The sequence below is a fragment of the Massilibacterium senegalense genome (genome assembly GCF_001375675.1).
In the GTDB taxonomy this organism is placed as follows: Bacteria; Bacillota; Bacilli; order Bacillales; family Massilibacteriaceae; genus Massilibacterium; species Massilibacterium senegalense.
On record NZ_LN831786.1, the window covers coordinates 806,613 to 829,069 of the forward strand.

Consider the following 22,457-nt stretch of genomic DNA (forward strand, 5'->3'; position numbering starts at 1 on the left):
TCTATTATAACAAATGTCATGCTACCACAATGTCTTCCTTATTTGAATTTTTGTCAAATTCACAGAAAAAGTGAAGATTCAAGTAAAATAATATGGAGGAACCTATTCAATAGTCATTTCCTCGCTTTCCTCTGTAGCCTTTATTCCTATAAAAAAGAAGAAGAAAAGATTCCTTTATCATTATCTTAACGAATGTGATAATATTCGTTATAATAAGGAAGACAAAATAAAAAGGAAAGGATGATCGTAATGGAATGGAGTCAAGAAGCGAAAGACTTATTTGAAGAATTATTAAGCCCAATTCCTGTTTTTGCACGTCCAATGGCTAAACGAGGAATTGAAAAAAGGATTGTAGAAGTTGCAGAAGGTGATGAAGTGACTGTTGATAATGTTGTTCATGGATACATACTAGCGTCACCAGAAAAGGATAGAGAGCGCGTTAAGAAAGTATTAACGGCAAAAAAAGTTGACTTTTCAAAATACGATGACTTATTTTAAACACAAAGATCTGTTACATTTCAATGTTGATATAAGATGAAAAATTAGAACCTCCAGATATTGGAGGTTCTAATTTTCGATAATGTCTTATTCAACTAAAACACCTGATTGGAGAGGGTTAAAAAGAATACAGTTCTTGTATTTTTTCTAAAGGTAATTTAGTTGGATTACACATATCAACAAAATAAGGTAACTGCCATTCTTGAGTTTTCATCGCTTGTTTACTACTTGGACTATCCCAGTTAGGATAAACTCTTATTGCCATTTTTCCCTTTGTTGAAGTAGACCTAAGAATGTTCTGTTTTAAAAGAACTTCTTTTGGGAAAATAAATTGACCAAACTCATTTTCATTTTTAAAGGTTGTTATAACTAATAAATCAGGGGCTTCCTCATATAAATAAGGTTGATTTTTATTATTTTCGTCCTTTTCCCAAAATGCAACAAACTGACCTACTTTGGTGGGAGTTATATTCGCAACTCTGAATCGAACTGTTTTAGAAGATAATTTAAATGTACCAGCACCATACTTAGAATTTTGTTTTTCTTCTTGAACAGACTCCACAGTTAATTCAATAGTCTCGTAAATCATTTTATTTACATAATTTAGTGCTGTATAAAAATCATCCATTATTCCACCCTCCTTAAAATTCAACAATCTGGCTCTGATTGTTGAACGTCGGTTAATCATTGCTTCTGCATTAACCTGCCTCGTTCGTATGATAAGCATCAGTGTTTATAAGGCGAATTTAGTTAATCTAAGCATATTATAAATTTACATATTTTGTATTAAATTTCCTCTAATATTCAAGTCGTTCATCGTAATTTCATTTCTTTGATGTTGTATACTTTCTAATACTTGGAACCAAGCAAGATAATTGTTTACATATTAGTCGCAACACCGTTAAATCGTTATATCCACCATTTTAGTCTTCTGTGGTAATTATTAACGTTCTGAATGTGGTAAATTCCTTTAGTACGAACCTTACCATCTTATTTGAATTGATAAATATCCATTCCCTTTTCAATAGTATACGTTTTAAATGCACGCCAAGAATCTGTACATAATACATTTTTATTTGAGAGCTTATGTCCAATGGCTTTATCTAATTGAGTTTTCGTTAATCTGCCATACCTAATATTTCCGAGAAAGTAGTTTTGTCTCGGTCTCTCGCAACCAATACACATACTTGTTCATTGCTAATTCCTCGTTTCTTTGAGGAACCACCACATTTACGAGGCTTTCTATCTTTAATTTTCTTCTGTCCCTTTTCTGAGTACAGGAAATAGGTCTCGTCCATTTCAACGATACCTTCAAAATTAGAAATTTCAATTTGTTTCAAAGAAGACAAAAGTTTATGTCTCCAATAAAATAGCGTGATGTGAGTAATGTTTCCAATTAAATCAGCAGACTTACAGAGAAAGTAACCTCATACATTCAACAAATTTAATCCACTGGTTATGGTGACGTGTTCGATAAAGAACTGTATTTGTGAAGTCAGTAAATGGCTTTTTACAAGCCTTACAGCGAAAACGTTGCTTTTTAACTTCATCGCCATCAACGATTGTTGTTTATTTAGCAAAGCGAACAATATGTTCAGATTCGCAGTCTGGACATTGATACCCATTTTTATTTTTACGTTCCGAAATTTCGTGAAGAACGGTTCCAGTTGAGATTGATGCAGTTAGAGCATCAATTAAATATTCTCGCAATCGGTGTTTCTCTGCTGGATTTAGTTTTTGAATGGCTTTAAGAATTTCCGTCTCTCTCACAATCATCACCAACCCTATTGTAGTTAGTTTAACTATAGAACATTCGTTCCTGATAATGAATTTTCAACAACTAACTTTAACAGAGCCAAACACAAAAAGCCAAGTGAATATGTTTCTTGGCTTTTATATGTGTATCCATCCTTTTTTTATGTATGAAATAAAAAGATAAATGTTGATAATAACAAGAAAAGCAGCTACTAATTTCTCAACTGTCCCTCCTGTTTTAAATGTCATAAAAAATCGAATATTTTTTTTTATAGGATAAAAAAGAGGAACCCCTTTTTTAGTTACCATATCGCCTATGATGTGAGAAAGAACTCCACTTGCTATCGCCCATGCATAAAGTTCATTAGCCCCGCATAAAACTACCATGATTTTTGTTACCATCCATGTTATGATAACGAATAGAAGAGAATGAGTAAACGTACGATGACCAAACAACCAATACATCGGATACGATAAAAAAGGAATTTTTCTTCCTAATTTTGATTTAGGATTATCAAAGTCTGGTAAAAGACTCCCAAACAAAACAAACAAAAAAAATAAAATTGTTTCCCAAAAATATGTAGGTATCAATCCAATAAAATTAAAAATGGAAATCGTAATCAATCCAAATAAAAAACCAAAAATTTGATGTGTTGTTGCTACCATAAATTCACCACACTTTATAATGGAGGTTATACATGTATATATTTGCACTCATTGGGCCAAGCGGAACTGGAAAAAGTACAGTCGCTAAAAATATTGCAAAAAAGTACCATATTCCCGCTATTATTGATGATGGTTTATTAATTATTAATGGAAAAAAAATTGCGGGTACTTCTGCAAAATACGAAAAAACAAAACTTGCTGCTGTCAAACGAGCAATCTTTTTTTATGAAGATCATCAAAAAGAGGTAATCAACGCTTTACGTCAATATCCTATTACTCGATTATTAATTTTAGGAACTTCCGAAAAAATGATCAAACGAATTGTAGAAGCATTGAAATTGCCTGGTATCCAAAAAATATTTACTATTGATTCTGTATTATCAGAGGAAGAAATTGCAGCTGCAAAATTTTCTCGTTCTGTAGAAGGTTTTCATACGATTCCAATATCATCTACACAAATTGATGAACATTTTTATACACAATTACTAACAAAAGTGATGACTATTTTCTCCCCTAAAAAAGGAAATATTGGAAAACAAACAATCGTCCATCCTAGTTTTCATCGAGATCGGATTACAATTGAGAATCAAGTCATTCGCGATTATATTTTGCATTTTAGTCGTCCAACACCTTTTGTTCAAGAAGTTTTATCTGTAACGATAAAACGAAATGGATTTTATGTGATTAACATTCAATTACACTGCACTATCCGTTTACTCCAGAACTTAATGGATGATATAACTTCTTGGCACAGGGAATTAGTCGAATTATTAAAAAAAATGGTAGGTATTCCGATTTTACATTGCAATCTTGAAATACATAAAGTAACGATACTTGGCCAATAAGATTGGAACGCACGTTCTTATTTACTTTACAACATTATTTTTCATACGTCAATGTCATAACATAAATAAACCGACCCCATATGGTCGGTTTATTTGCTTAGTACTTTTTGTATTTCACGATATCCTACTCTTGTTAATTGATAATTTTGATCGATATATTCTGCATCACGTAAAATTTCTTGCTCCAGTTTAGATAATCGTGGATACATGGCTGATAACCGATCATTCATCATTTGAAAGGATGCATCATTTGGAATATTTAGTTTCCATACAATATCTTTTAACTGTTTATTCCGTTCAATCGATGGAAACCATAGCGCAAGTGAATTTGTCCATTTTTCTTTCCAAGTTGCAATTTGAAATTTACTTTGTACCACTTCTTCATTAATTTCTTGAATTCGTTTTACATACTGTTCTTTTTCATCATCCGATAACGTGTCTATTTGTTGCGTAATCTTTGACAATAACATCGTTTGTTCTTCTTCTTTCAAACGAATAGTTTGTTCTTCAAGTAATATTTTATTTTCTAATTCTTTCTCTCTAATAGGTTCTATACTTGTACTAGAAGTGGATGTCATCTGGTTATTTACTAACTGTCTCAGTTCCTCCATCATTGCTTGAATTCGAATGTACATAAAAAACATAAATGCCATCGAAAATAAGGCCAGTAAGAAAGTGATCAAAATGGTAAAGTCAATTTCAAATGGTGTAACAAAAATTTTATAAAAAAGAATCAACAGAAATAATGTGATAAACCCCCACATCACATAAAGAGGCAGCCACTCTTGTTTTATTTTTTTTCTCATCTTGCCAGCCCCCTAATGATTAGCTTATAAAATCAGTGAATCAATGATTTGAACTAATTTTACAATTTCAGGTTTTGTTACTTGTCCATTTGCCCCAACTTCTTCTCCTTTATGTCGTAAATCAGGAGAAATTAAAGAAGAAAAAATAATAACTGGAATTTTAGTTAATGTTTCATTTTCTTTAATTAAACGTGTTAAATGATGGCCATCCATTTGAGGCATTTCAATGTCTGTTATCACTAGTTGAACTTCTTTTGTTATGTCTTCTCCATGTTCTTCTTCTAATTCTTCTAATCGATTCCACAACATTTGACCGTTATCAAAGAAATCAATATTTTCATAACCAGCTTCATTTAACGTCGTTCGAATTAATTCTCTTAACATGGCAGAATCATCTGCTACAAAAATCTTTTTCATTGAACGTTCGCGTGATCCTAATACTTTCAACTGATTTACATTAATTCCGGAATCAGGATTAATGTCTACTAAAATTTTCTCATAATCTAATAATAATACCATTTGATCTTCCATTTTTACAACACCGATTGTTAATGTGTCATCACCTTCATACAATTTAGATGGTTTTTCAATTTGTTCCCAACTAATACGATAAATGCGTGAAACATTATGTACATGAAAAGCTACTTTCATCTTATTTAATTCTGCCACAATATATTTATCATTTTCAGGACGTTCCGATGGAGCTTCTCCCAGAACTTTTGCCATATCAATGAGCGTCAGTACCTCGCCTCTTAAACGAATAATCCCACTTACGTGTGGATGAACATTTGGAACACTCGTTACTGGTAAAGGGTTAATAATTTCCCGTACTTTCATTACGTTAATTCCATATGTTGCATTACCGACCGTAAAAACGACAATTTCTAACTCGTTTGTTCCTGTTTCTAGTAAAATACCTTGTTCATTTGCACTCATTATTATATATCCTCCTTTATACCTATATTAAAATCAATCTTATTTCTATTCTTTTTATATCATACTTTCGTGAAATGTCTATTAAAAATATATCATAATCTGTAATAAAAAAGAACAGCTGCGAACAGCCGTTCTTTTTTACTGTTGACTATTTAGATCTTTCTGCCAACCATTCCCCAACTGTTGGATACGTAATTTGACGTGCTTTACTACCAAAAGTCACAGATACATGACCTGTAGGTAACAATTTATATGTTTTATCTTTGCTTGAAATAACGTCCATTAACGCCTCAACTTGATGAGGTTGTGCAATTTGATCATGTTGAGCAGCCATGTTCAACACATTTGCTGTAATAGAGGAAAGATCAACTTTTTTACCGCGAATCATAAATTCACCTTTAATCAACTTATCTTTTTGGTAAAACTCTCCGATCCACTGACGATAAGCTTCTCCTGGAAATGGAATTCCATCTGTTAACCACTTTTGCATTAGTTTCCATTTTTCAACTATTTTTTCGTTATTTGATTTATCAACCAAATTAACATAGGGACCGTAGAAACTTCCAAGTGGGCTTAACATTTTGTTTCCAAAATCAATCATATCACCAGGAATATTTCCTAATACATCTACTGCTCCATCAAGGTTAAAATAACGCTCATCAGTCATCTGATCGTATAAACCTGCATTTTCAAAAGAAAATGGGCTAGTCATAAAAATTAAATTTTTAATCGGTACTTCAGGATGTAAGGAAGCGTAGATAGAAGTCATCGTTCCTCCCATGCAATACCCTAAAATAGATAAATCTTTTGCCCCTGAAGTTTTAAGCACTTTTTTCACAGTTTTAGGAATGTAATCTAACACATAATCATCAATTTTTAGTTGCTGGTCTTCTAATCCTGGTGTTCCCCAATCAATCATATAAACGTCAAATCCTTGATTTACCAAGTATTCAACAAAACTATTGCCAGGAGATAAATCTAAAATATACGGTTTATTAATTAATGCATAAATCATTAATAAAGGTGTTTTAAATTTTTTCGGTTCATTAGATATGTAACGATACAGCTTCATTTTATTTTTTTTCCAAATTATTTCTTTAGGTGTTAACCCTACTTGCGGTTGCGCATCAATTGTCAAAACCTGTGTAGCTTTAATCCAGCGTTCGTATGATTCACGAATTTCCGTTGGAACCATTTCTTCCCATATTTTTTGTGTTGATGTCATCATTTTCCCGTCCTTTCTTTTAATGATGGTTACATATAAAGTCCACCATTAATGTTTAACTCTTGCCCTGTAATGTACTCGCCATCGCGACATAAAAATAATACGCCTCTTGCTATTTCTTCCGGTTTACCAAGACGTTTTGCTGGGATTTTGTTTACAATTTGCTCTAACACTTTCTCAGGTACTTCCGCAACCATGTCTGTATTAATAAAACCTGGGCAAATAGCATTAACTGTGAGGCTTGTTTTCGCCGTTTCAAGTGCAAGTGATTTAGTAAATCCGAGAAGACCTGCTTTAGCTGCAGAATAGTTTGTCTGACCATATCCACCTGCTTGTCCAATAATAGATGAAATATTAATAACTCGTCCTGCATCTGATTCTAATAAGTGTGGAAGTGCATAACTAGTAGTGTTGTAAGCACTATTAAGATTGACATCAATCACTTTTCTCCAGTCTTCACCAGTTAGTTTTTTGAAAGTGCGATCTCGTGTAATACCAGCATTGTTGACTAAAATGTCAAGGTGCCCAAATGTTTCCATAGCTGCATCTACTAGTAATTTAGCATCCTCTTCTTTTGAAACATCAGCTTTTACACAAATAGCTTCGCTGCCAAGTTCTTTAATTTCTTCAACGAGTAGTTCTGCTTTTTCTTTACTCGAATAATAATTAATAACAACTTTTACTCCGTACTTCGCCAGCTCTTTTGAAATGGATTCTCCAATTCCACGAGAACCACCAGTTACAATAGCTACACGATTTTCTAAAACTACCATCTCAACACTCTCCCCACTTTATCCTAATTCAATACTTCTTATTTTGTAGTTCCTTTTGTTGGTTCTGAAGCTGAAGGTGTTTGAACTTTTTGATTTGCCGAAGCTTCTTGTAATGTTGCATTCATTTCTTCAAGTTTTTCCAAGATAGCTTCAAATTTTTTATCTAAATTTTTCACATCTGTTTTTAAACGAGTTACTTCTCGCTTCACATCTACGACTTCATTTTTCGATCCCTCGTTATCTAGTCTTTCTTCAAGCTCATCAACTTTTTCTTCGACATTAATCACTAATGTTGCTACATTAGCAAGATCTTGTTTCGATGGCATATTCGTATTTTTCAAAAATTCCTCTGCAGATTCATTCATCATTTTCTTTACATATAAGTTTGCATTTAATACATTTCCCATAAACTCTGCAAATTCTTCTTTTTGCATTGTTTCATTTAAAACCTTCCCCCAATAAGATTCCGATTGATTATAAAATTCTTTCCACATTGTAAATGGGTCAAATGTTTTTTGATCGCTCACTCGTTATCCTCCTTATCATTTGCAAATGTTTTTTCACATCATGCTGTGACACATAATTATTTATATGCTGTAGATTTTCATTTATGACTAATTTTTTCTAAAAACAAAAAACTTTTTTTCCTCCCTCCTCTACCACTATTTATATACCTTTGATTTAGTCGTTTTAAACCATATTTTTGTTAAAATTTAGATTAATTATCAAAATGATGTTGCTTTTATTTTTCCATAGGTGTAAAATACACATATAGAGCTTTTGCAAGGTGGGTGTGTGAAAAAATGTCAACAAATCAAAATAACAAAGATCAAGAAAAAAGTGAGAAAGCTGTAACGAATAGCACGCCGAAAAATTTTATCGTCCCATTTTTATTGCTTAGTCTACGTAACTGGAACTTACATGGATACAAACTTATTCAACAATTGATTGATTTTGGTTTTTCTTCTATCGATCAAGGAAATGTATACCGTACACTAAGACAATTAGAAAAAGATAATCTAATTAAATCTGAATGGGATACTTCTTCTGGTGGTCCAGCTAAACGTGTCTATTCCATTACAAAAGCCGGGGAGCAATATTTAGATTCATGGGCAACTTCACTTGAGCAGTATCAGTCTATGTTAGATCAATTCTTTTCTATTTACACTAGTATGTTCTTACCCTCAAATTCAAAATTAAATCATGAAGAGAACAAAAATGAAAAGAAATAATGTTATGTGAAAATGCATTTTATGCATTTAACTATATTTTCACAAATACTAAGGAGGTTTTTATTAATGGCAACTGTTAAAAAAGAAAATCCAGTATTAAACCAAACATCCACACACCTTATTGATGCAATGTGGGATGGATATGTAAATGGAATGAAGATGATTTTTTCTTCTCAAAAAGAAATGGAAAAATTAATGCTTGATGCTGTGTCTCAACAACAATCAAACATTGAAGTAGCACAAGAAAACTTCAATAAGGTTGAACAAGAACTTCGCAAAATGATGGATGAAATGCGTCAAGCACTTGAAACGAACATTTCAAAAGTTGGTGGCGAACAAGTAGGAAAATCAGTAGCTAATTGGAACAAACGTTTAGATGAAATCGCAAAACAAGTTCAAACATTATCTTTAACTCCAAATAAAGCAACTGTAGAATATGTGGAACAATTCCAATCACAATGGCAAGATATGATTAATCGTTATACTTCACAACAAGAAAAAACTCGTAATGAAATGGAAACATTAGCTTCTAATTTCTTTAATCATGTAAAAGAAACACAAAAAGGTATAGCTAATGCGGTTCAAGCTAACACTGAATATGCAATGAGCTTTCTTAGTAACAAATAATTTTTGTCATTTAGGTTGGGTGAGAAATATACAGAATGGGGAGTCTCATGACATGAATATTTACGATAAAGCAAAAGAAGTTGTTTCAAAGTCGTATAGTGAAATTAACATCGGTGACGAAGCAACTCTTACACACACTGTTACGAACGAAGATGTTGTAACATTTGCTGAATTAACAGGTGATGTTAACCCTATTCATTTAGATGATGAATTTGCAAAAGAGTCTCTTTTTAAAGGCCGCATTGCACATGGAATGTTAACAGCAGGGTTTATTTCTACAATTTTAGGCACAACTCTACCAGGGACAAATACGATTTATCTTGCGCAAAATTTAAAATTTACTGCACCCGTTCGGATTGGTGATACCATCACTGCCGTTGTAAAGGTAATCGATAAACGTGATGATAAAAAAATCATGACCCTTGAAACAAATGTTCTTAATGAAGAGAATAAAAAGGTAATCGAAGGCAGTGCTGTTGTAATGAAAATGGAGTAGTTTACTATAACTACTCCGTTTTTTTGTTATACTGCTATTGACGAGTGTTTTTTAAATTCATTATAATGAAGTACACTTAACTAATTAGGAGGTTGTTTTTTATGACAAAAAAAATTCGAGTAGCCATTTTAGGATACGGAAACATTGGTAAATATGCTTTAGACGCAATTCAAGCTGCAGAAGATTTAGAAATTGCCGGTGTCGTTCGTCGCTCTATCTCTAATGAACAACCTAGTGAATTACGGGAAATCCCTGTAGTAACGTCTATTCAAGAATTAAAAGATGTGGACGTAGCTATTTTATCTACCCCTACACGTTTAGTAGAACAGTACGCAAAAGAATGCTTATCTCTTGGAATACATACAGTAGATAGTTTTGACATTCATAATGAAATCGTACACTTACGTCGTGAATTAGATAAAGTAGCAAAAGAAAATAATGTTGCTTCTATTATTTCTGCTGGATGGGATCCAGGTACAGATTCTATGATCCGTAGTATTATGGAATTTATGGCACCTATTGGATTAACGTACACAAACTTTGGTCCTGGTATGAGTATGGGACATACCGTTGCGGTAAAAGCGATTGAAGGTGTTAAAAATGCCCTATCTATGACGATTCCACTTGGGACAAGTGTTCATCGCCGTATGGTTTACGTGGAATTAAATGATGGAGCTAATTTTGAAACAGTGAAACAAGCTATTTTAAATGATGACTATTTTAAACATGATGAAACACATGTCACTGCTGTGGATAATGTAGAACAATTAATTGATCGTGGCCACGGTGTATCGATGGAACGTAAAGGTGTCTCCGGAACTACTCAAAATCAACTGTTAAAATTTGAAATGAGAATTAATAATCCAGCGCTTACTTCCCAAGTTTTAGCTGCTTCTTGTCGGGCTGTCGTAAAACAACGTCCGGGTGCGTATACAATGATTGAAGTTCCTATTATTGATTATATTTATGGGAATCAGGAAGAGATTATTCAAAAATTAGTATAAAAAATCATCTAAAAATCGCGTATACTTGTAACAAGCAAAAAAACAAGAATGTTAAAAACACAACATTCTTGTTTTTTATATACCAATTTATCAAAAATCACATCTATCGCATAAAGAAATCTTTACGATTTGGAGTTTTTACTCTACCTGCTTATTATTTCTTTTTTGATTTAAAAACGAAACAATTAATAAAACAAGACCGAGCATAAGGAAGATGATAATTTTATATACTAACGCTAATGATGAAGCATCAACAAAAACCGCCTTTAATACTGTTCCGATAATCAAAACGATACTGGTGATTCTAAGTTCTTTTTTGTTTTTACGTTTTCCAACCGTCCATAAAAGAATACTAATGATAACATAAGCAATACTTAATGCCATCATTCTAGTATTAAAATCATCAAAAAGATCATTAATTTGGAATGTGACAAATAATAATCCTTCGATAATAAAGAAAATACCGCCAATTAAAAGCACAAGTTTATGCAACACTTCTCGTTTTAAAAATAAAATAGCAAACAATACTAATAAACTGCATAATGTGACTAATGTTGGTAGATTAAAGAAAAAAATAAATTCTTCTAATCCGAGATTATTAAAAGCAAAAAGACGAAATGGTAAGTTTATTAACGCAAAAAATGATGACAAACATCCTAATATGAAACTTATGACCAAATAATGCGAACTCACCAAAGATGCAATCAAGAACAATGTAATGATGAGAACGATATTCCATACGATTGCTGCATAAAAATCATAATAAAAAAAAGGAATAATCATTAGATAAACAGAGATAATCCACGCCAACGTAATAAATACCGGTTTTGTCTGCTCCCTTTTTACATTTAATCCAAATAAAATAGCAGCCATAACCATTACAACTATTCCTTGTATTATTTTTTCCAATGGAAATTGACTGATGATAAATGGAACGATTAATAAAAATAAACAAACGTTCATAATGTTAATGACAAAAGAAAAAACATATTCCTGTGGTTTCCAATAAGTGAAAGCATAGATTCCCCACATACTAATCGCATAAATCAATAATGCATAGGGATGATGCTCCATTGCAACCATATATAAACTTAATGAAAGAAAACCATGAGTAAGAAACCCTGCTAACAAATAAGCATACCAGTGCATTTTTATACTAATAAGACTAACGGATATCCCTAATAGTAGATAATAAAAGATAATCGTAATCGTACCATCTTTTGTTGTATCTTGAATAAGCAACGGTACAATGAAAGCAAATATAATAGAAATAACACTTATGACTTGGGCATTATAAGACACAGATAATGCAATCATCACACCAGAAATAATCACAAATAAAATAAAAGCAGTTGTACTAGAAAATAATGAATAAAAATGATAGCCAGAAAAAATGGAAAAATATAATGTTAATCCGCCCCCACCTATTAACGCTTGACTATATGTGGCATATTTTTTTCTAATGACATAACTTAAAAGAAATAATAAAAGTCCAATTGCACTTCCCATTAAGACACGAATTGTTGGGGAAAAAAATTCAAATGAATATTTAATAAAAAAAGCAATTCCAAAAACAAATAATAAAATACCTATTCTCGCAAACCAAACAGAAACTAGTTTTTCCTCTGTTGGATTTAAATTTCCAATACGAGGATGACTTTTGCTATCTATCACATTTTGGTCATGTCCCCCTAATAGTTCGGTTTTGTCCATATGATGATGTGAAACACTTTTCATCTTTTGTTGTTCTACTTCTTCCTGAACTGATATCGATGGATTCTGCTGCGCTACTATTGCTTCTAATTCGTGTTTTACTTTTAATAACTCTAACGAAATTTTCTGTTGCGCGAAATCAAGCTTTTCTACTTTTTTGTTTAATTTGTCTATTCTATTATCTTTCAATTTATCCTACCCACCTTTCTTCTTCATTGCATTTATTTATTATTCGTATTATTCGTAATTCATCCCATCAATTCCTTTAAAAATAAATGTTTTCATAGTATGATTAAAAAATGAGGGAAACTGTCATGTAAAAATATGTAGACTTCTCCAACTGATTGTTTACTTTATGAAGCAAACAGAAATGTCTAATCATCGTTTTTGATACATGCTAGCTACTTACAGATAAGAGATAAGTATACTAACCGGAGGGAAAAACGTGTCAACTGGATTTTCTATTTTTATTATTTTTTGGACCATCGTATTGTTTGTACTCATGTCTATTGGTGGTTTCTTTATGTTTCGAAAATTTTTAAAAAGGCTTCCTAAAGCCGATGGAATGAGTGAACTAGATTGGCAAGATTATTATATTAAAAAAGCTTTACCAATGTGGATACCTGAAGCAAAACAATTGTTAAATGAACTGGTTCAACCTGTTCCCGAGTTATTTCGCGATGTAGCCAAACAAAAAATTGCTGGTAAAATTAGTGAAATTGCTCTTAAAGAAAAAGCTTCTACCATTACAAATGACCTTATTATCCGTGGGTATATCCTTGCAACACCAAAAAGAGATCATAAATTTTTAATTAAAACGTTACAAAAAAAGGCTATCGATCTTACCCCGTATAAACACTTATTTTAATCAGTATTGGCGACTCCTTCTTTCATTTTGTAAAGGAGACGCCTTTTTAATGTTCAGTTCGTTAGCTACATGCTGATTCGATAAAGAAATCTTCCATCAGCAGGACTTTTGCACTTCCGTTCACTGATGGTTAAATCAACTTATCCCACTTTTATCAAAAAAACAGTGCCCCTAGCGCTCGTAGCTAAATACGGGCAGTTTGATCCGCTACTTAATTGTTTTTTTAGGTTCTACCTTGCCATTTTGAAGTGGTTGACATACTGCTTGTTAGTAAGGGATAAAGGATTTTCTATCATACTCCTACCCATTACAGAATGAAATCGTTGCTAGTTATTTTTTATTCTACAGCATGCTCTCCGCTTCCATATGTTTAGGTAACAACTATAACACTGTAGTGATGGAAGAACGTCCTCCACCGATGAAAAGGTTTTTTATTGACGCTCCTCTGGACTTTCTATTAATTTTAAAATACTATATAACGTTTCTATTTTTGGCATTGTGACATTTTGTTGGTTTGCTAAGCGCAAAGCACCACCTTGTAAATGTTCTACTTCTAGAAAGAGGTTTTTTCGTAAATCTTGATGCATACTGGATGTACTTTCATATGGTAAACGTGTAATTTGTTCCGTCACCACTTGCCTAAAATCATCTTCTAACTGAACACCAAATGATTTTGCTAATTGATACATTTCCATTGCAACATCTTGAAAGGTACTCAATACCATTTCTTTTTCACGAACTGCTCCAATCGGACGTCTAGATGTAGTAGTCATAGCTGAATAAGGAACAATAAACGCGTATTTTCTCCAAATATAAAATAAAATATTTTGTGCTAATTTATCTGTCATATTCGCTTTAGTTGTTATTTGTTTTAATTTTTCACACCATTCATGTTGAGATTCATGTAACGCACCAAAAATGATTTGATCATTTTTCGTCGTATGTAAAATATGACCTTTTTCATTTAAAGTAGAAATAATAAAGCATAAACCACCTAGTACATTCTCCTTGCCATACTTCTCTTGTAAAATCGGATAATGCTCATATCCATTTAATAAAGGTAAAATTTTTGCTCCTCTTTTTACCAACTCATCTAACGTAGGGAATGTTCCTTCAAGATGATACCCTTTTACTGCTAGAATCACGAGATCACATTCTTTTACCTCATCTGCTTCTGTCACCATTTTCAAATCAGAAATAGATGTATTCCCATTTACACTTTCAATGTACAATCCTTCCTCTTTTAACTGTTTAAATCTATTGGCACGGACAAGGAACGTAACATCTGCTCCCGCTTCTGCTAACCGAGCACCATAATATCCACCAACTGCCCCTGCACCAATTACAACAATTTTCATATTCCAATCCCCTTTTCTACTTGTTTTTCAGAAATGACTTCTATTCCATGTTTTCGTAATAAAGCAGCAGTTATGCCTTGACCACTAATTTTATAATTGGAAAATGTTCCATCATACACAAAGTTGCTACCACACGATGGGCTTGATTCTTTCAAAATTACCTTTGTTGCACCAACTTTTTTTACTACCTGTAACGCTTCATGCGCTCCTTTTAAAAAAGCGTTTGTTACATCTTTTCCTTGTTTCGTGATCACTTTTGCTTTTCCTTCTAAAACATCGTCCGCTGTCCCATTTATGATTTCCGCAGGTTCTCGGGGTACTGGTAATCCCCCTAAAACTTCTGGACAAACGATGACAGCTTGTTTTTTTTCTACTAATTCATTAATGGGGTTGGTTTTGTTATCCTTTCCGTCATATCTACATTTTTCACCCGCTAAACAAGCACTTACGACAATCATTTTATCCTCCTTATTGATAAGAAAAAATGTACCCGTGAGAAACAGGTACATTTTTAATTTTCCTTATAAAATTGAATAAGCTGGTTTTTTCGGAACCACTTTTACAATCGATGTAGCTAATATTTCAACAACACGATTCTCTCTGACAGAAATAGATATAAACATTTTGTTAATCTTCACTAGCTTTCCACTAATTCTACTACCATTTGACAAATAAATAATCACATCTTGCATTTTTTTTTGGTATTGATTAAGTTTCGCTAAAAACTGCACATCTTGCATACACAAGACCTCCAACAACATCATAAGAAAATTATGTAACTTTTTTAATATTATACACTTACATGATTCATTATCCAATATTTTTATAAATTTTTAACAAATTTGTTTTCTATATCGAAACGCTTTTTAGCGATTGTCGACATTTTCTGGATACATATCGTGATTCATTAATCGAAAAGTTGCCATTTCCTCATATTTTGTATTTGGTTTACCATAATTGCCATATGGATCAATGGAAATCCCCCCACGAGGCGTAAATTTCCCCCATACTTCAATATACCGCGGATCCATTAGTTCGATTAAATCATTCATGATTGTATTGATACAATCTTCATGGAAATCACCGTGATTTCGGAAACTAAATAAGTATAGTTTTAATGATTTACTTTCTACCATTTTTATATCTGGAATATAACTTATGTAAATAGTCGCAAAATCAGGTTGCGATGTAATAGGACATAAGCTAGTGAACTCTGGACAATTAAATTTCACAAAATAGTCACGTTGAGGATGTTTATTTTCAAATGTCTCTAAAACGCTAGGGTCGTAATCCATTGCATATTTTGTACCCGAACTTCCTAAAAGTGAAACTCCTTTTAAATCTTCTTTTTTTCTACCACATGACATTCTTCGTCACTCCTTTTGTTTTTTCTACCCTACATCGTAATGGAATAAAAGACAATTTGCAAAGTTTAACGACAAAAAAGTTGATGACAAACGACAATTTTTGCCACCAACTTTTTTCGGGTTGTTTCACTTATCATTCGGTTATTTGTGTTCTAAGACAACTTTATAAGAAGGACGATCATTTGCAATAAATTTTACTTCACTTATTTTATATTCTAACGAATAGTTAGGTAAACAAACTGTTTCTGCTAATAGCATTGCTTTAATCTCTTGTTCATTAAAATCAAAAGAGTCTCTCGGTTCTAACTCATTAGTCTTTTGATTCATCGAGAAAAATTTGACTAACATCGATATCTCACTTCTTTCTTGTTCTTATCCATCGTCAACATATAGATAATGGTCTTTCTTGTTTTACCCGTCTCTCACTTTTTTAAACTTCATTCTTTATTGATGCACATAAAGAAAATTGTTGTTGTAACCTTTCTTTCGGTAATGATTTTCCGATTAAAACTAGTTGACTTTTGCGTTCTTCTTTCTTTTTCCATTCCATTCCTACCTCACTAGAAAATAAATGATACAATCCTTGCAAAACAAGACGTTTATTTTTTCCAAAAATGGACAGAATACCTTTATAACGTAAAAGATTATCACCTAGCATATGAAGTTCATCGTTAATAAAGTGATGAACCTTCATAACATCAAGTGGTCTTGTTTCTTCTAACACCATCGATTCCACTTTTGCATGATGGAGGTGTGGCACTGACTCATAGACAAAATCCATTGTCGGATGAACATCAAAAGTAAAACGATTAAATATTGTTGAAAATGGAACATCACAAAATGAAACAGCTTTCATTTCGCAAAAGGCGTTTCTTTCCCGCAATTGCTGAAAAACAGATTCAAGAATATTTGGTTCCACTTCGTTCGCTTTGTTCACTAATACAACATCAGCACAACCAATTTGCACTTCATTTTCCTCATACATAATATGTTTGGGAAAATGGATAGCATCTATAACTGTTACAATACAATCTATATGGTAGGTTTCTCGAATGAGTTGGTCATTAAAAAATGTATGAATGACTTGTAAAGGATGAGCCATTCCACTTAATTCCACTACTAATCGATTGAAAACAAGTTCTTCATTTAAAAATTTCATCATTAATTGCGCTAATACGTCTTCTAATTCATTTTGTGTTACACAGCAAATACAACCATTTTTCAATGTATGAATGGTTTCATATTTTGTCTTGTTTAATAATTGATCGTCAATGGAGACGCTTCCAAACTCATTCATTATAACAGCTATTTTTTCACCGTGGTCCCCATTTAAAATATGGTTCATAAGCGTTGTTTTCCCAGCACCTAAAAATCCAGCAACGATTGTAACTGGAATTTCAATTTTTCGAATCATTTGCTTCACTCCTTTTACTCCAACACAATTGTAACATTTATGTACTGATATCGCTCTTTTTGCTTACAACGTTGCCTAGACTTTTTCACCTGTACTATCGTATTAGTATTCCTTTTTTTATTGAAAAAAGGCAAAAAAATATATGGGATAGAAAGATTTTTCCTGTATTTTTCTTTTATATTTTGATAAAATGTAACATAAGTGTTTGTTACACTTATGTGATGACCTTATTATCATTTGCTATATCACCATGCAAAGGAGGGCTTACTTTGACAACACATCGTGACGATCTTGATTTTGATTTTAATCCCATTTTAGATATTACAGAGTTATTATATGATGCAAAAAGACCTTTGGCGAACGATGAATAGGAGGAATGAAAAAGACGGCACTAGTCGTCTTTTTCTATCACCATTTACTGAATATTCTACAAAAATACTAGATAAATAGATTTTTGTTGTCTATAATAAATATAGATAGACCATTGCTTTGTCTTTATATTGGTTTTGTACTATAACAAACCGTGCGACTATACATTGATACATAACTGCAATGGATTTTCAAATAGGTGAAAGGAGTGAAGAAGCAACTATCTATCCTCTTGTGATAGAGCTTGCATGTACTATGGAAAAGAAAACTTTAATTGAAGAATTAAATGAATTTAATGAATTTCCAGTACCTACTTACGAAGAATGGAAAGAAGCGGCAATCAAATCTTTAAAAGGCGCTGATTTTAATAAGCGATTACTAACGGAGACTTACGAAGGTATTACATTACAACCTATGTACCAAAGAAAAGATATTGAAAATTTATATACCGCTTCTTTTCCTGGAGAATACCCTTATCTTAGAAGTACAACTGTATTAGATTACGTCCAAAAACCATGGGATGTAGCGCAAGAAATTCAATTATTTGATCCAAAGTCGTTCAATGAAGTGAGCAAAAAACAATTAACGGTTGGACAAACTGCTTTAAATGTTCGCATTGAGAATCAACAAAAGAAAAACACTGGGAACGAAGAAATTTTTACAGGGACAAATATGCTTGACTATGAAGATGTCAAAATCGCATTTGATGGCATTGATTTAGAAAATGTTCCTTTATATGTAAACGCCCCATTCTTCCCAATGGCATATCATATAACGATTGTTGATGTGATGAAAGAAAAAGGACAAGATCCAGCTAAATTATCTGGATCCATCGCATATGATCCTATCGCTACACTAGCGACAAATGGTTCTTTAAAAGTAAACGTAAAAGAAACTCTCGATTGGATGGCAGAACAAACAAAATGGGCAATCGAACATACACCAAATGTTCAAACTATTCTTGTTAGCGGCCATCATTATAAAAACGGTGGCGGAAATGCTATTGATGAATTAACTTATACTTTTGCGACTGCTGTTTATTACATTCGTGAACTTCAAAGTCGCGGGTTATCAATTGATGATATTGCACCACGCATTCGTTTTGAATTTTCAATCGGTTCGAAAGTATTTATCGAAATTTCAAAATTACGTGCTGCTCGTGCTATTTGGGCAAACATCATTAGCGCATTTGGCGGAAATGAAACATCTCAAAAAATTCATATTCACGCACGTACCGCTCGTTTTACAAAAACAGTTTATGATCCGTATGTAAATATGCTTCGCGGAACAGTAGAAGCATTTAGCGCTATTATCGGTGGCGTGGAAAGCTTACACGTAAGCCCATTTGATGAAGAAATTAGAGAATATGATGAATTTTCAGAACGAATTGCTCGTAATACACAACTTATTTTAAATGAAGAATCTCATTTATCTAAAGTTGCAGACCCAGCAGGTGGTTCTTGGTTCATTGAATCCTTAACATTCGCATTTGCTGAAAATGTATGGAATGCGTTCCAAGATATTGAGAAAAACGGGACTATCATAGATGCACTTGAATCAAATGTAATACAAGCAAAACTTAATAAAACGAAAGAAAAACAAATTGCCAATATTAAAAAGCGAAAAGATATTTTTGTTGGTACTAATATGTACCCTAACTTACATGAAGAATCCATTTCTTCTAATTATGAGGAACATCAAAAAGTACGCGATGCATATTGGGCAGGAAAAGAAGTAAAAGCTTGTTCTACAGCAATTTCTTCTGTTGCATCATTAGAAGCTGCGTTAAAAGATGGTGTATCTGTTTCTTCTATCATTGATACATTTACTCCAGAACAACGAACAGTTACTCCTATTGAGGAATTCCGCGGTGCTGAGTTATTTGAGGAATTACGTCGCAACGCTGACCAATTTATGGAGAAAAACGGTAGCCGACCTGTTGTCTACTTAGCAACACTTGGTGCATTAAAAATGCATAAACCTCGTGCTGATTTTGCAAAAGCATTTTTTGAAACTGGTGGTTTTGCTATCGATTATGGACAAGGTTCAGAAACAGCAGAAGAAGCAGCGAAAAAAGCGGTTGATTCAAAAGCGAAAATTGTTGTTATTTCCTCTACAGATGAATACTACGAAAAATTAGCAGCTGATACTGCTCGTTTAATCAAAGAACAAGCTATAGACGTAACAATCGTATTAGCAGGTAAACCAACTGAAGAATTACAACAATCATTAAAAAATGCTGGTGTAGAACATATGATTTATGCTGGCTGTAACACATATGATTTATTAGCATTACTTCAAAAAGAGAAAGGAGTCTTAGCATGAAAAACCCGGATTTCTCCAAAATCTCATTAACGATGGACCACGGAAACGACTCCTATGAAGCGTGGAAGCAAAAAGCAGAAGCTACGCTAGGTACATCGATGGATCAGTTATTGTTTAAAACATTGGAACAAATTGATGTAAAACCTATCTATACAAAAGATGATATTGATGGTATGAAGCATCTAGATTATGTTGCAGGTATTGCACCTTACCTTCGTGGGCCATACCCAACTATGTACGTGCAACGTCCATGGACAATTCGTCAATATGCAGGGTTCTCGACTGCGGAAGAAAGTAACGCTTTTTACCGACGAAACTTAGCTGCTGGACAAAAGGGATTATCCGTTGCATTTGACCTTGCTACACACCGTGGATATGACTCTGATCATCCTCGTGTTGTTGGAGACGTTGGTAAAGCTGGTGTTGCGATTGACTCCATTATGGACATGAAGATTTTATTTGATGGCATTCCGTTAGATAAAATGTCTGTTTCTATGACAATGAATGGCGCTGTTCTTCCAGTCCTTGCTTTTTATATTGTAGCAGCAGAAGAACAAGGCGTTAAACCAGAACAATTATCTGGAACAATTCAAAATGATATTTTAAAAGAATATATGGTGCGTAACACATATATTTATCCGCCAGAACCATCTATGAAAGCTATAGCGGATATTTTTGAATATACATCGAAATATATGCCAAAATTCAATAGTATTAGTATCTCTGGCTACCATATGCAAGAAGCTGGTGCAACAGCTGATATTGAACTAGGATACACGCTTGCTGACGGTTTGGAATATGCTCGTACAGGTCTTGCAGCAGGGATTGATATTGACTCTTTTGCACCACGTCTAAGTTTCTTCTGGGGAATTGGAATGAACTATTTCATGGAAGTAGCGAAAATGCGTGCAGGTCGATTAATTTGGGCAAAGTTAATGAAACAATTTAACCCAAAAAATCCAAAAACATTAGCATTGCGGACACACTCTCAAACATCTGGATGGTCATTAACAGAGCAAGATCCGTTTAATAACGTTGCTCGTACATGTATTGAAGCACTTGCTTCTTCCCTTGGTCATACTCAATCGCTTCATACAAACTCTCTTGATGAAGCAATCGCATTACCGACAGACTTCTCTGCTCGAATTGCACGTAATACACAACTTTATTTACAAGATGAAACTGGTATTACTCGTGTTCTAGATCCATGGGGTGGTTCATACTATGTAGAATCATTAACGGCAGAACTTGTGAAAAAAGCATGGGCTCACATCCAAGAAATCGAAGAACTCGGTGGTATGGCAAAAGCGATTGAAACTGGTCTTCCAAAAATGCGTATCGAAGAAGCTGCGGCTCGTCGTCAAGCGCATATCGATTCAGGAAAAGAAACGATTATTGGTGTGAATAAATATCGTCTTGAAAAAGAAGACCCGATCGATATTTTAGAAATTGACAATACTGCAGTTCGTGAAGCACAAATCGCACGTTTAAACGAATTACGCGCAAACCGCGATGAAACTCGTGTACAAGAAGCACTTAATGCTATTACAAAAGCAGCAAAAACAGGAGAAGGTAACTTACTCGCTCTTGCTGTTGATGCAGCCCGTGCACGCGCAAGTCTCGGCGAAATTTCCGACGCTTATGAAAAAGTAGTCGGTCGACATAAGGCGGTGATTAGATCGATTTCTGGAGTATACAGCCAAGAATATGGTGAAGAAGAAGAAGTAGCAGTTGTTCGTGAGATGTGTGACAAATTCGAAGAAGAAGAAGGTCGCCGTCCACGTATTATGGTAGCAAAAATGGGGCAAGACGGACATGACCGCGGTGCAAAAGTTATCGCAACAGCATTTGCTGACTTAGGTTTTGACGTTGATATCGGTCCTTTATTCCAAACACCGGAAGAAACAGCTCTTCAAGCAGTAGAAAACGACGTACATGTTGTTGGATTTAGTTCTCTTGCTGCTGGTCATAAAACATTATTACCACAACTAGTGGAAGAACTTAAAAAATTAGGTCGTGAAGATATTATTGTCATTATCGGTGGCGTAATTCCTGCACAAGATTATGAATTCTTATATGAAAAAGGAGCATCACTTATTTTCGGCCCAGGTACCGTTATCCCAATTGCTGCACAAAAAGTTCTTGAGGAAATTAAACGTCGCTTAGAGGATGAGGAATAA

The 22,457-nt window shown here is 33.5% G+C and carries 23 protein-coding genes and 1 pseudogene; 9 read left to right on the forward strand and 15 right to left on the reverse strand.

Annotated features, from left to right (window positions below):
* Nucleotides 1-249: 249 nt before the first annotated feature.
* Entirely contained in the window at nt 250-498 is a 249-nt protein-coding gene (locus BN1372_RS07370) for a DUF2621 family protein (RefSeq protein ID WP_062198185.1), read from the forward strand.
* Nucleotides 499-616: 118 nt separating this feature from the next.
* Here BN1372_RS07370 and BN1372_RS07375 read toward each other — a convergent pair whose 3' ends face one another.
* From BN1372_RS07375 to BN1372_RS07385, 3 genes and pseudogenes are all read right to left on the reverse strand, one after another.
* On the reverse strand, nt 617-1,126 hold the full coding sequence (locus BN1372_RS07375) for a MepB family protein (protein WP_062198186.1): 510 nt from the start codon (nt 1,124-1,126) through the stop codon (nt 617-619).
* A gap of 144 nt (nt 1,127-1,270) precedes the next feature.
* A pseudogene (locus tag BN1372_RS14985) lies at nt 1,271-2,274 on the reverse strand (IS1595 family transposase).
* Nucleotides 2,275-2,391: 117 nt separating this feature from the next.
* A complete protein-coding gene (locus BN1372_RS07385; RefSeq protein ID WP_062198187.1) occupies nt 2,392-2,919 on the reverse strand; it encodes a metal-dependent hydrolase in 528 nt (175 codons plus the stop codon).
* Nucleotides 2,920-2,951: 32 nt separating this feature from the next.
* On the opposite strand from BN1372_RS07385, the gene BN1372_RS07390 reads away from it, so the two are divergent.
* Nucleotides 2,952-3,764, forward strand: a complete 813-nt coding sequence (locus tag BN1372_RS07390) for an ATP-binding cassette domain-containing protein (protein WP_062198188.1) — start codon at nt 2,952-2,954, stop codon at nt 3,762-3,764.
* Nucleotides 3,765-3,853: 89 nt separating this feature from the next.
* Here the strand turns inward: BN1372_RS07390 and BN1372_RS07395 are convergent, their stop codons facing one another.
* The 5 genes from BN1372_RS07395 to phaR form a co-directional block, all read right to left on the reverse strand.
* Nucleotides 3,854-4,570, reverse strand: a complete 717-nt coding sequence (locus tag BN1372_RS07395; protein WP_062198189.1) for a hypothetical protein — start codon at nt 4,568-4,570, stop codon at nt 3,854-3,856.
* A gap of 24 nt (nt 4,571-4,594) precedes the next feature.
* Nucleotides 4,595-5,506 carry a chemotaxis protein gene (locus BN1372_RS07400; RefSeq protein ID WP_062198190.1) on the reverse strand — a complete coding sequence of 304 codons (912 nt, stop codon included), beginning with the start codon at nt 5,504-5,506 and terminating at the stop codon, nt 4,595-4,597.
* A gap of 148 nt (nt 5,507-5,654) precedes the next feature.
* Nucleotides 5,655-6,734 (reverse strand): class III poly(R)-hydroxyalkanoic acid synthase subunit PhaC, encoded by a 1,080-nt coding sequence (gene phaC / locus BN1372_RS07405; RefSeq protein WP_074018155.1) that lies wholly within the window; start codon nt 6,732-6,734, stop codon nt 5,655-5,657.
* 26 nt (nt 6,735-6,760) lie between these two features.
* Nucleotides 6,761-7,504: an acetoacetyl-CoA reductase gene (gene phbB / locus BN1372_RS07410; RefSeq protein ID WP_062198192.1), complete on the reverse strand. Its 744-nt coding sequence runs from the start codon at nt 7,502-7,504 to the stop codon at nt 6,761-6,763.
* A 38-nt stretch (nt 7,505-7,542) separates the two neighbouring features.
* Entirely contained in the window at nt 7,543-8,031 is a 489-nt protein-coding gene (phaR, locus tag BN1372_RS07415; protein ID WP_062198193.1) for a polyhydroxyalkanoic acid synthase subunit PhaR, read from the reverse strand.
* 276 nt (nt 8,032-8,307) lie between these two features.
* On the opposite strand from phaR, the gene phaQ reads away from it, so the two are divergent.
* The 4 genes from phaQ to BN1372_RS07435 all read left to right on the forward strand — a co-directional run bounded on the left by phaQ (nt 8,308) and on the right by BN1372_RS07435 (nt 10,863).
* On the forward strand, nt 8,308-8,736 hold the full coding sequence (gene phaQ, locus BN1372_RS07420; RefSeq protein ID WP_062198194.1) for a poly-beta-hydroxybutyrate-responsive repressor: 429 nt from the start codon (nt 8,308-8,310) through the stop codon (nt 8,734-8,736).
* A gap of 66 nt (nt 8,737-8,802) precedes the next feature.
* Nucleotides 8,803-9,363 (forward strand): hypothetical protein, encoded by a 561-nt coding sequence (locus BN1372_RS07425; RefSeq protein WP_062198195.1) that lies wholly within the window; start codon nt 8,803-8,805, stop codon nt 9,361-9,363.
* Between the two features lie 52 nt (nt 9,364-9,415).
* On the forward strand, nt 9,416-9,859 hold the full coding sequence (locus BN1372_RS07430; protein ID WP_062198196.1) for a MaoC family dehydratase: 444 nt from the start codon (nt 9,416-9,418) through the stop codon (nt 9,857-9,859).
* A gap of 101 nt (nt 9,860-9,960) precedes the next feature.
* Nucleotides 9,961-10,863 (forward strand): diaminopimelate dehydrogenase, encoded by a 903-nt coding sequence (locus tag BN1372_RS07435; protein WP_062198197.1) that lies wholly within the window; start codon nt 9,961-9,963, stop codon nt 10,861-10,863.
* Between the two features lie 138 nt (nt 10,864-11,001).
* On the opposite strand, the gene BN1372_RS07440 is transcribed toward BN1372_RS07435, so the two are convergent.
* Nucleotides 11,002-12,765: a DUF2339 domain-containing protein gene (locus tag BN1372_RS07440; protein WP_062198198.1), complete on the reverse strand. Its 1,764-nt coding sequence runs from the start codon at nt 12,763-12,765 to the stop codon at nt 11,002-11,004.
* A 256-nt stretch (nt 12,766-13,021) separates the two neighbouring features.
* Between BN1372_RS07440 and BN1372_RS07445 the strand changes: the two genes are divergently transcribed.
* A complete protein-coding gene (locus BN1372_RS07445; RefSeq protein WP_062198199.1) occupies nt 13,022-13,444 on the forward strand; it encodes a DUF2621 domain-containing protein in 423 nt (140 codons plus the stop codon).
* A 431-nt stretch (nt 13,445-13,875) separates the two neighbouring features.
* Here the strand turns inward: BN1372_RS07445 and BN1372_RS07450 are convergent, their stop codons facing one another.
* The 6 genes from BN1372_RS07450 to BN1372_RS07475 form a co-directional block, all read right to left on the reverse strand.
* A complete protein-coding gene (locus tag BN1372_RS07450) occupies nt 13,876-14,802 on the reverse strand; it encodes a ketopantoate reductase family protein (protein WP_062198200.1) in 927 nt (308 codons plus the stop codon).
* Entirely contained in the window at nt 14,799-15,260 is a 462-nt protein-coding gene (locus BN1372_RS07455) for a 2-thiouracil desulfurase family protein (protein WP_062198201.1), read from the reverse strand. Before BN1372_RS07455 ends, BN1372_RS07450 begins: the two co-directional genes overlap by 4 nt.
* A 63-nt stretch (nt 15,261-15,323) precedes the next feature.
* A complete protein-coding gene (locus BN1372_RS07460; RefSeq protein ID WP_062198202.1) occupies nt 15,324-15,542 on the reverse strand; it encodes an RNA chaperone Hfq in 219 nt (72 codons plus the stop codon).
* A gap of 126 nt (nt 15,543-15,668) precedes the next feature.
* Nucleotides 15,669-16,169, reverse strand: coding sequence for a preQ(1) synthase (gene queF / locus BN1372_RS07465; protein ID WP_062198203.1), 501 nt, complete (start codon nt 16,167-16,169; stop codon nt 15,669-15,671).
* 141 nt (nt 16,170-16,310) lie between these two features.
* The gene (locus tag BN1372_RS07470; protein ID WP_062198204.1) at nt 16,311-16,517 is read right to left on the reverse strand and encodes a hypothetical protein; all 207 of its coding nucleotides are present in this window, start codon (nt 16,515-16,517) and stop codon (nt 16,311-16,313) included.
* Nucleotides 16,518-16,599: 82 nt separating this feature from the next.
* Entirely contained in the window at nt 16,600-17,583 is a 984-nt protein-coding gene (locus BN1372_RS07475) for a CobW family GTP-binding protein (protein ID WP_062198205.1), read from the reverse strand.
* Between the two features lie 624 nt (nt 17,584-18,207).
* Between BN1372_RS07475 and BN1372_RS07480 the strand changes: the two genes are divergently transcribed.
* Entirely contained in the window at nt 18,208-20,277 is a 2,070-nt protein-coding gene (locus tag BN1372_RS07480; protein ID WP_074018218.1) for a methylmalonyl-CoA mutase family protein, read from the forward strand.
* Entirely contained in the window at nt 20,274-22,457 is a 2,184-nt protein-coding gene (gene scpA / locus BN1372_RS07485; RefSeq protein ID WP_062198207.1) for a methylmalonyl-CoA mutase, read from the forward strand. The genes BN1372_RS07480 and scpA overlap by 4 nt, the downstream gene beginning before the upstream one ends.

Excerpts from the sequence above, each read along its gene's own strand:
- queF (WP_062198203.1), bottom strand. The coding sequence starts at position 16,169 with ATGTCATGTGGTAGAAAAAAAGAAGATTTAAAAGGAGTTTCACTTTTA.
- BN1372_RS07375 (WP_062198186.1), bottom strand. The coding sequence starts at position 1,126 with ATGGATGATTTTTATACAGCACTAAATTATGTAAATAAAATGATTTAC.
- phbB (WP_062198192.1), bottom strand. The coding sequence starts at position 7,504 with ATGGTAGTTTTAGAAAATCGTGTAGCTATTGTAACTGGTGGTTCTCGT.
- BN1372_RS07370 (WP_062198185.1), top strand. The coding sequence starts at position 250 with ATGGAATGGAGTCAAGAAGCGAAAGACTTATTTGAAGAATTATTAAGC.
- BN1372_RS07430 (WP_062198196.1), top strand. The coding sequence starts at position 9,416 with ATGAATATTTACGATAAAGCAAAAGAAGTTGTTTCAAAGTCGTATAGT.
- phaC (WP_074018155.1), bottom strand. The coding sequence starts at position 6,734 with ATGATGACATCAACACAAAAAATATGGGAAGAAATGGTTCCAACGGAA.
- BN1372_RS07395 (WP_062198189.1), bottom strand. The coding sequence starts at position 4,570 with ATGAGAAAAAAAATAAAACAAGAGTGGCTGCCTCTTTATGTGATGTGG.
- BN1372_RS07390 (WP_062198188.1), top strand. The coding sequence starts at position 2,952 with ATGTATATATTTGCACTCATTGGGCCAAGCGGAACTGGAAAAAGTACA.
- BN1372_RS07475 (WP_062198205.1), bottom strand. The coding sequence starts at position 17,583 with ATGATTCGAAAAATTGAAATTCCAGTTACAATCGTTGCTGGATTTTTA.
- BN1372_RS07400 (WP_062198190.1), bottom strand. The coding sequence starts at position 5,506 with ATGAGTGCAAATGAACAAGGTATTTTACTAGAAACAGGAACAAACGAG.
- BN1372_RS07470 (WP_062198204.1), bottom strand. The coding sequence starts at position 16,517 with ATGTTAGTCAAATTTTTCTCGATGAATCAAAAGACTAATGAGTTAGAA.
- BN1372_RS07435 (WP_062198197.1), top strand. The coding sequence starts at position 9,961 with ATGACAAAAAAAATTCGAGTAGCCATTTTAGGATACGGAAACATTGGT.
- scpA (WP_062198207.1), top strand. The coding sequence starts at position 20,274 with ATGAAAAACCCGGATTTCTCCAAAATCTCATTAACGATGGACCACGGA.
- BN1372_RS07480 (WP_074018218.1), top strand. The coding sequence starts at position 18,208 with ATGGAAAAGAAAACTTTAATTGAAGAATTAAATGAATTTAATGAATTT.
- BN1372_RS07425 (WP_062198195.1), top strand. The coding sequence starts at position 8,803 with ATGGCAACTGTTAAAAAAGAAAATCCAGTATTAAACCAAACATCCACA.
- BN1372_RS07385 (WP_062198187.1), bottom strand. The coding sequence starts at position 2,919 with ATGGTAGCAACAACACATCAAATTTTTGGTTTTTTATTTGGATTGATT.
- BN1372_RS07450 (WP_062198200.1), bottom strand. The coding sequence starts at position 14,802 with ATGAAAATTGTTGTAATTGGTGCAGGGGCAGTTGGTGGATATTATGGT.
- BN1372_RS07455 (WP_062198201.1), bottom strand. The coding sequence starts at position 15,260 with ATGATTGTCGTAAGTGCTTGTTTAGCGGGTGAAAAATGTAGATATGAC.
- BN1372_RS07460 (WP_062198202.1), bottom strand. The coding sequence starts at position 15,542 with ATGCAAGATGTGCAGTTTTTAGCGAAACTTAATCAATACCAAAAAAAA.
- phaQ (WP_062198194.1), top strand. The coding sequence starts at position 8,308 with ATGTCAACAAATCAAAATAACAAAGATCAAGAAAAAAGTGAGAAAGCT.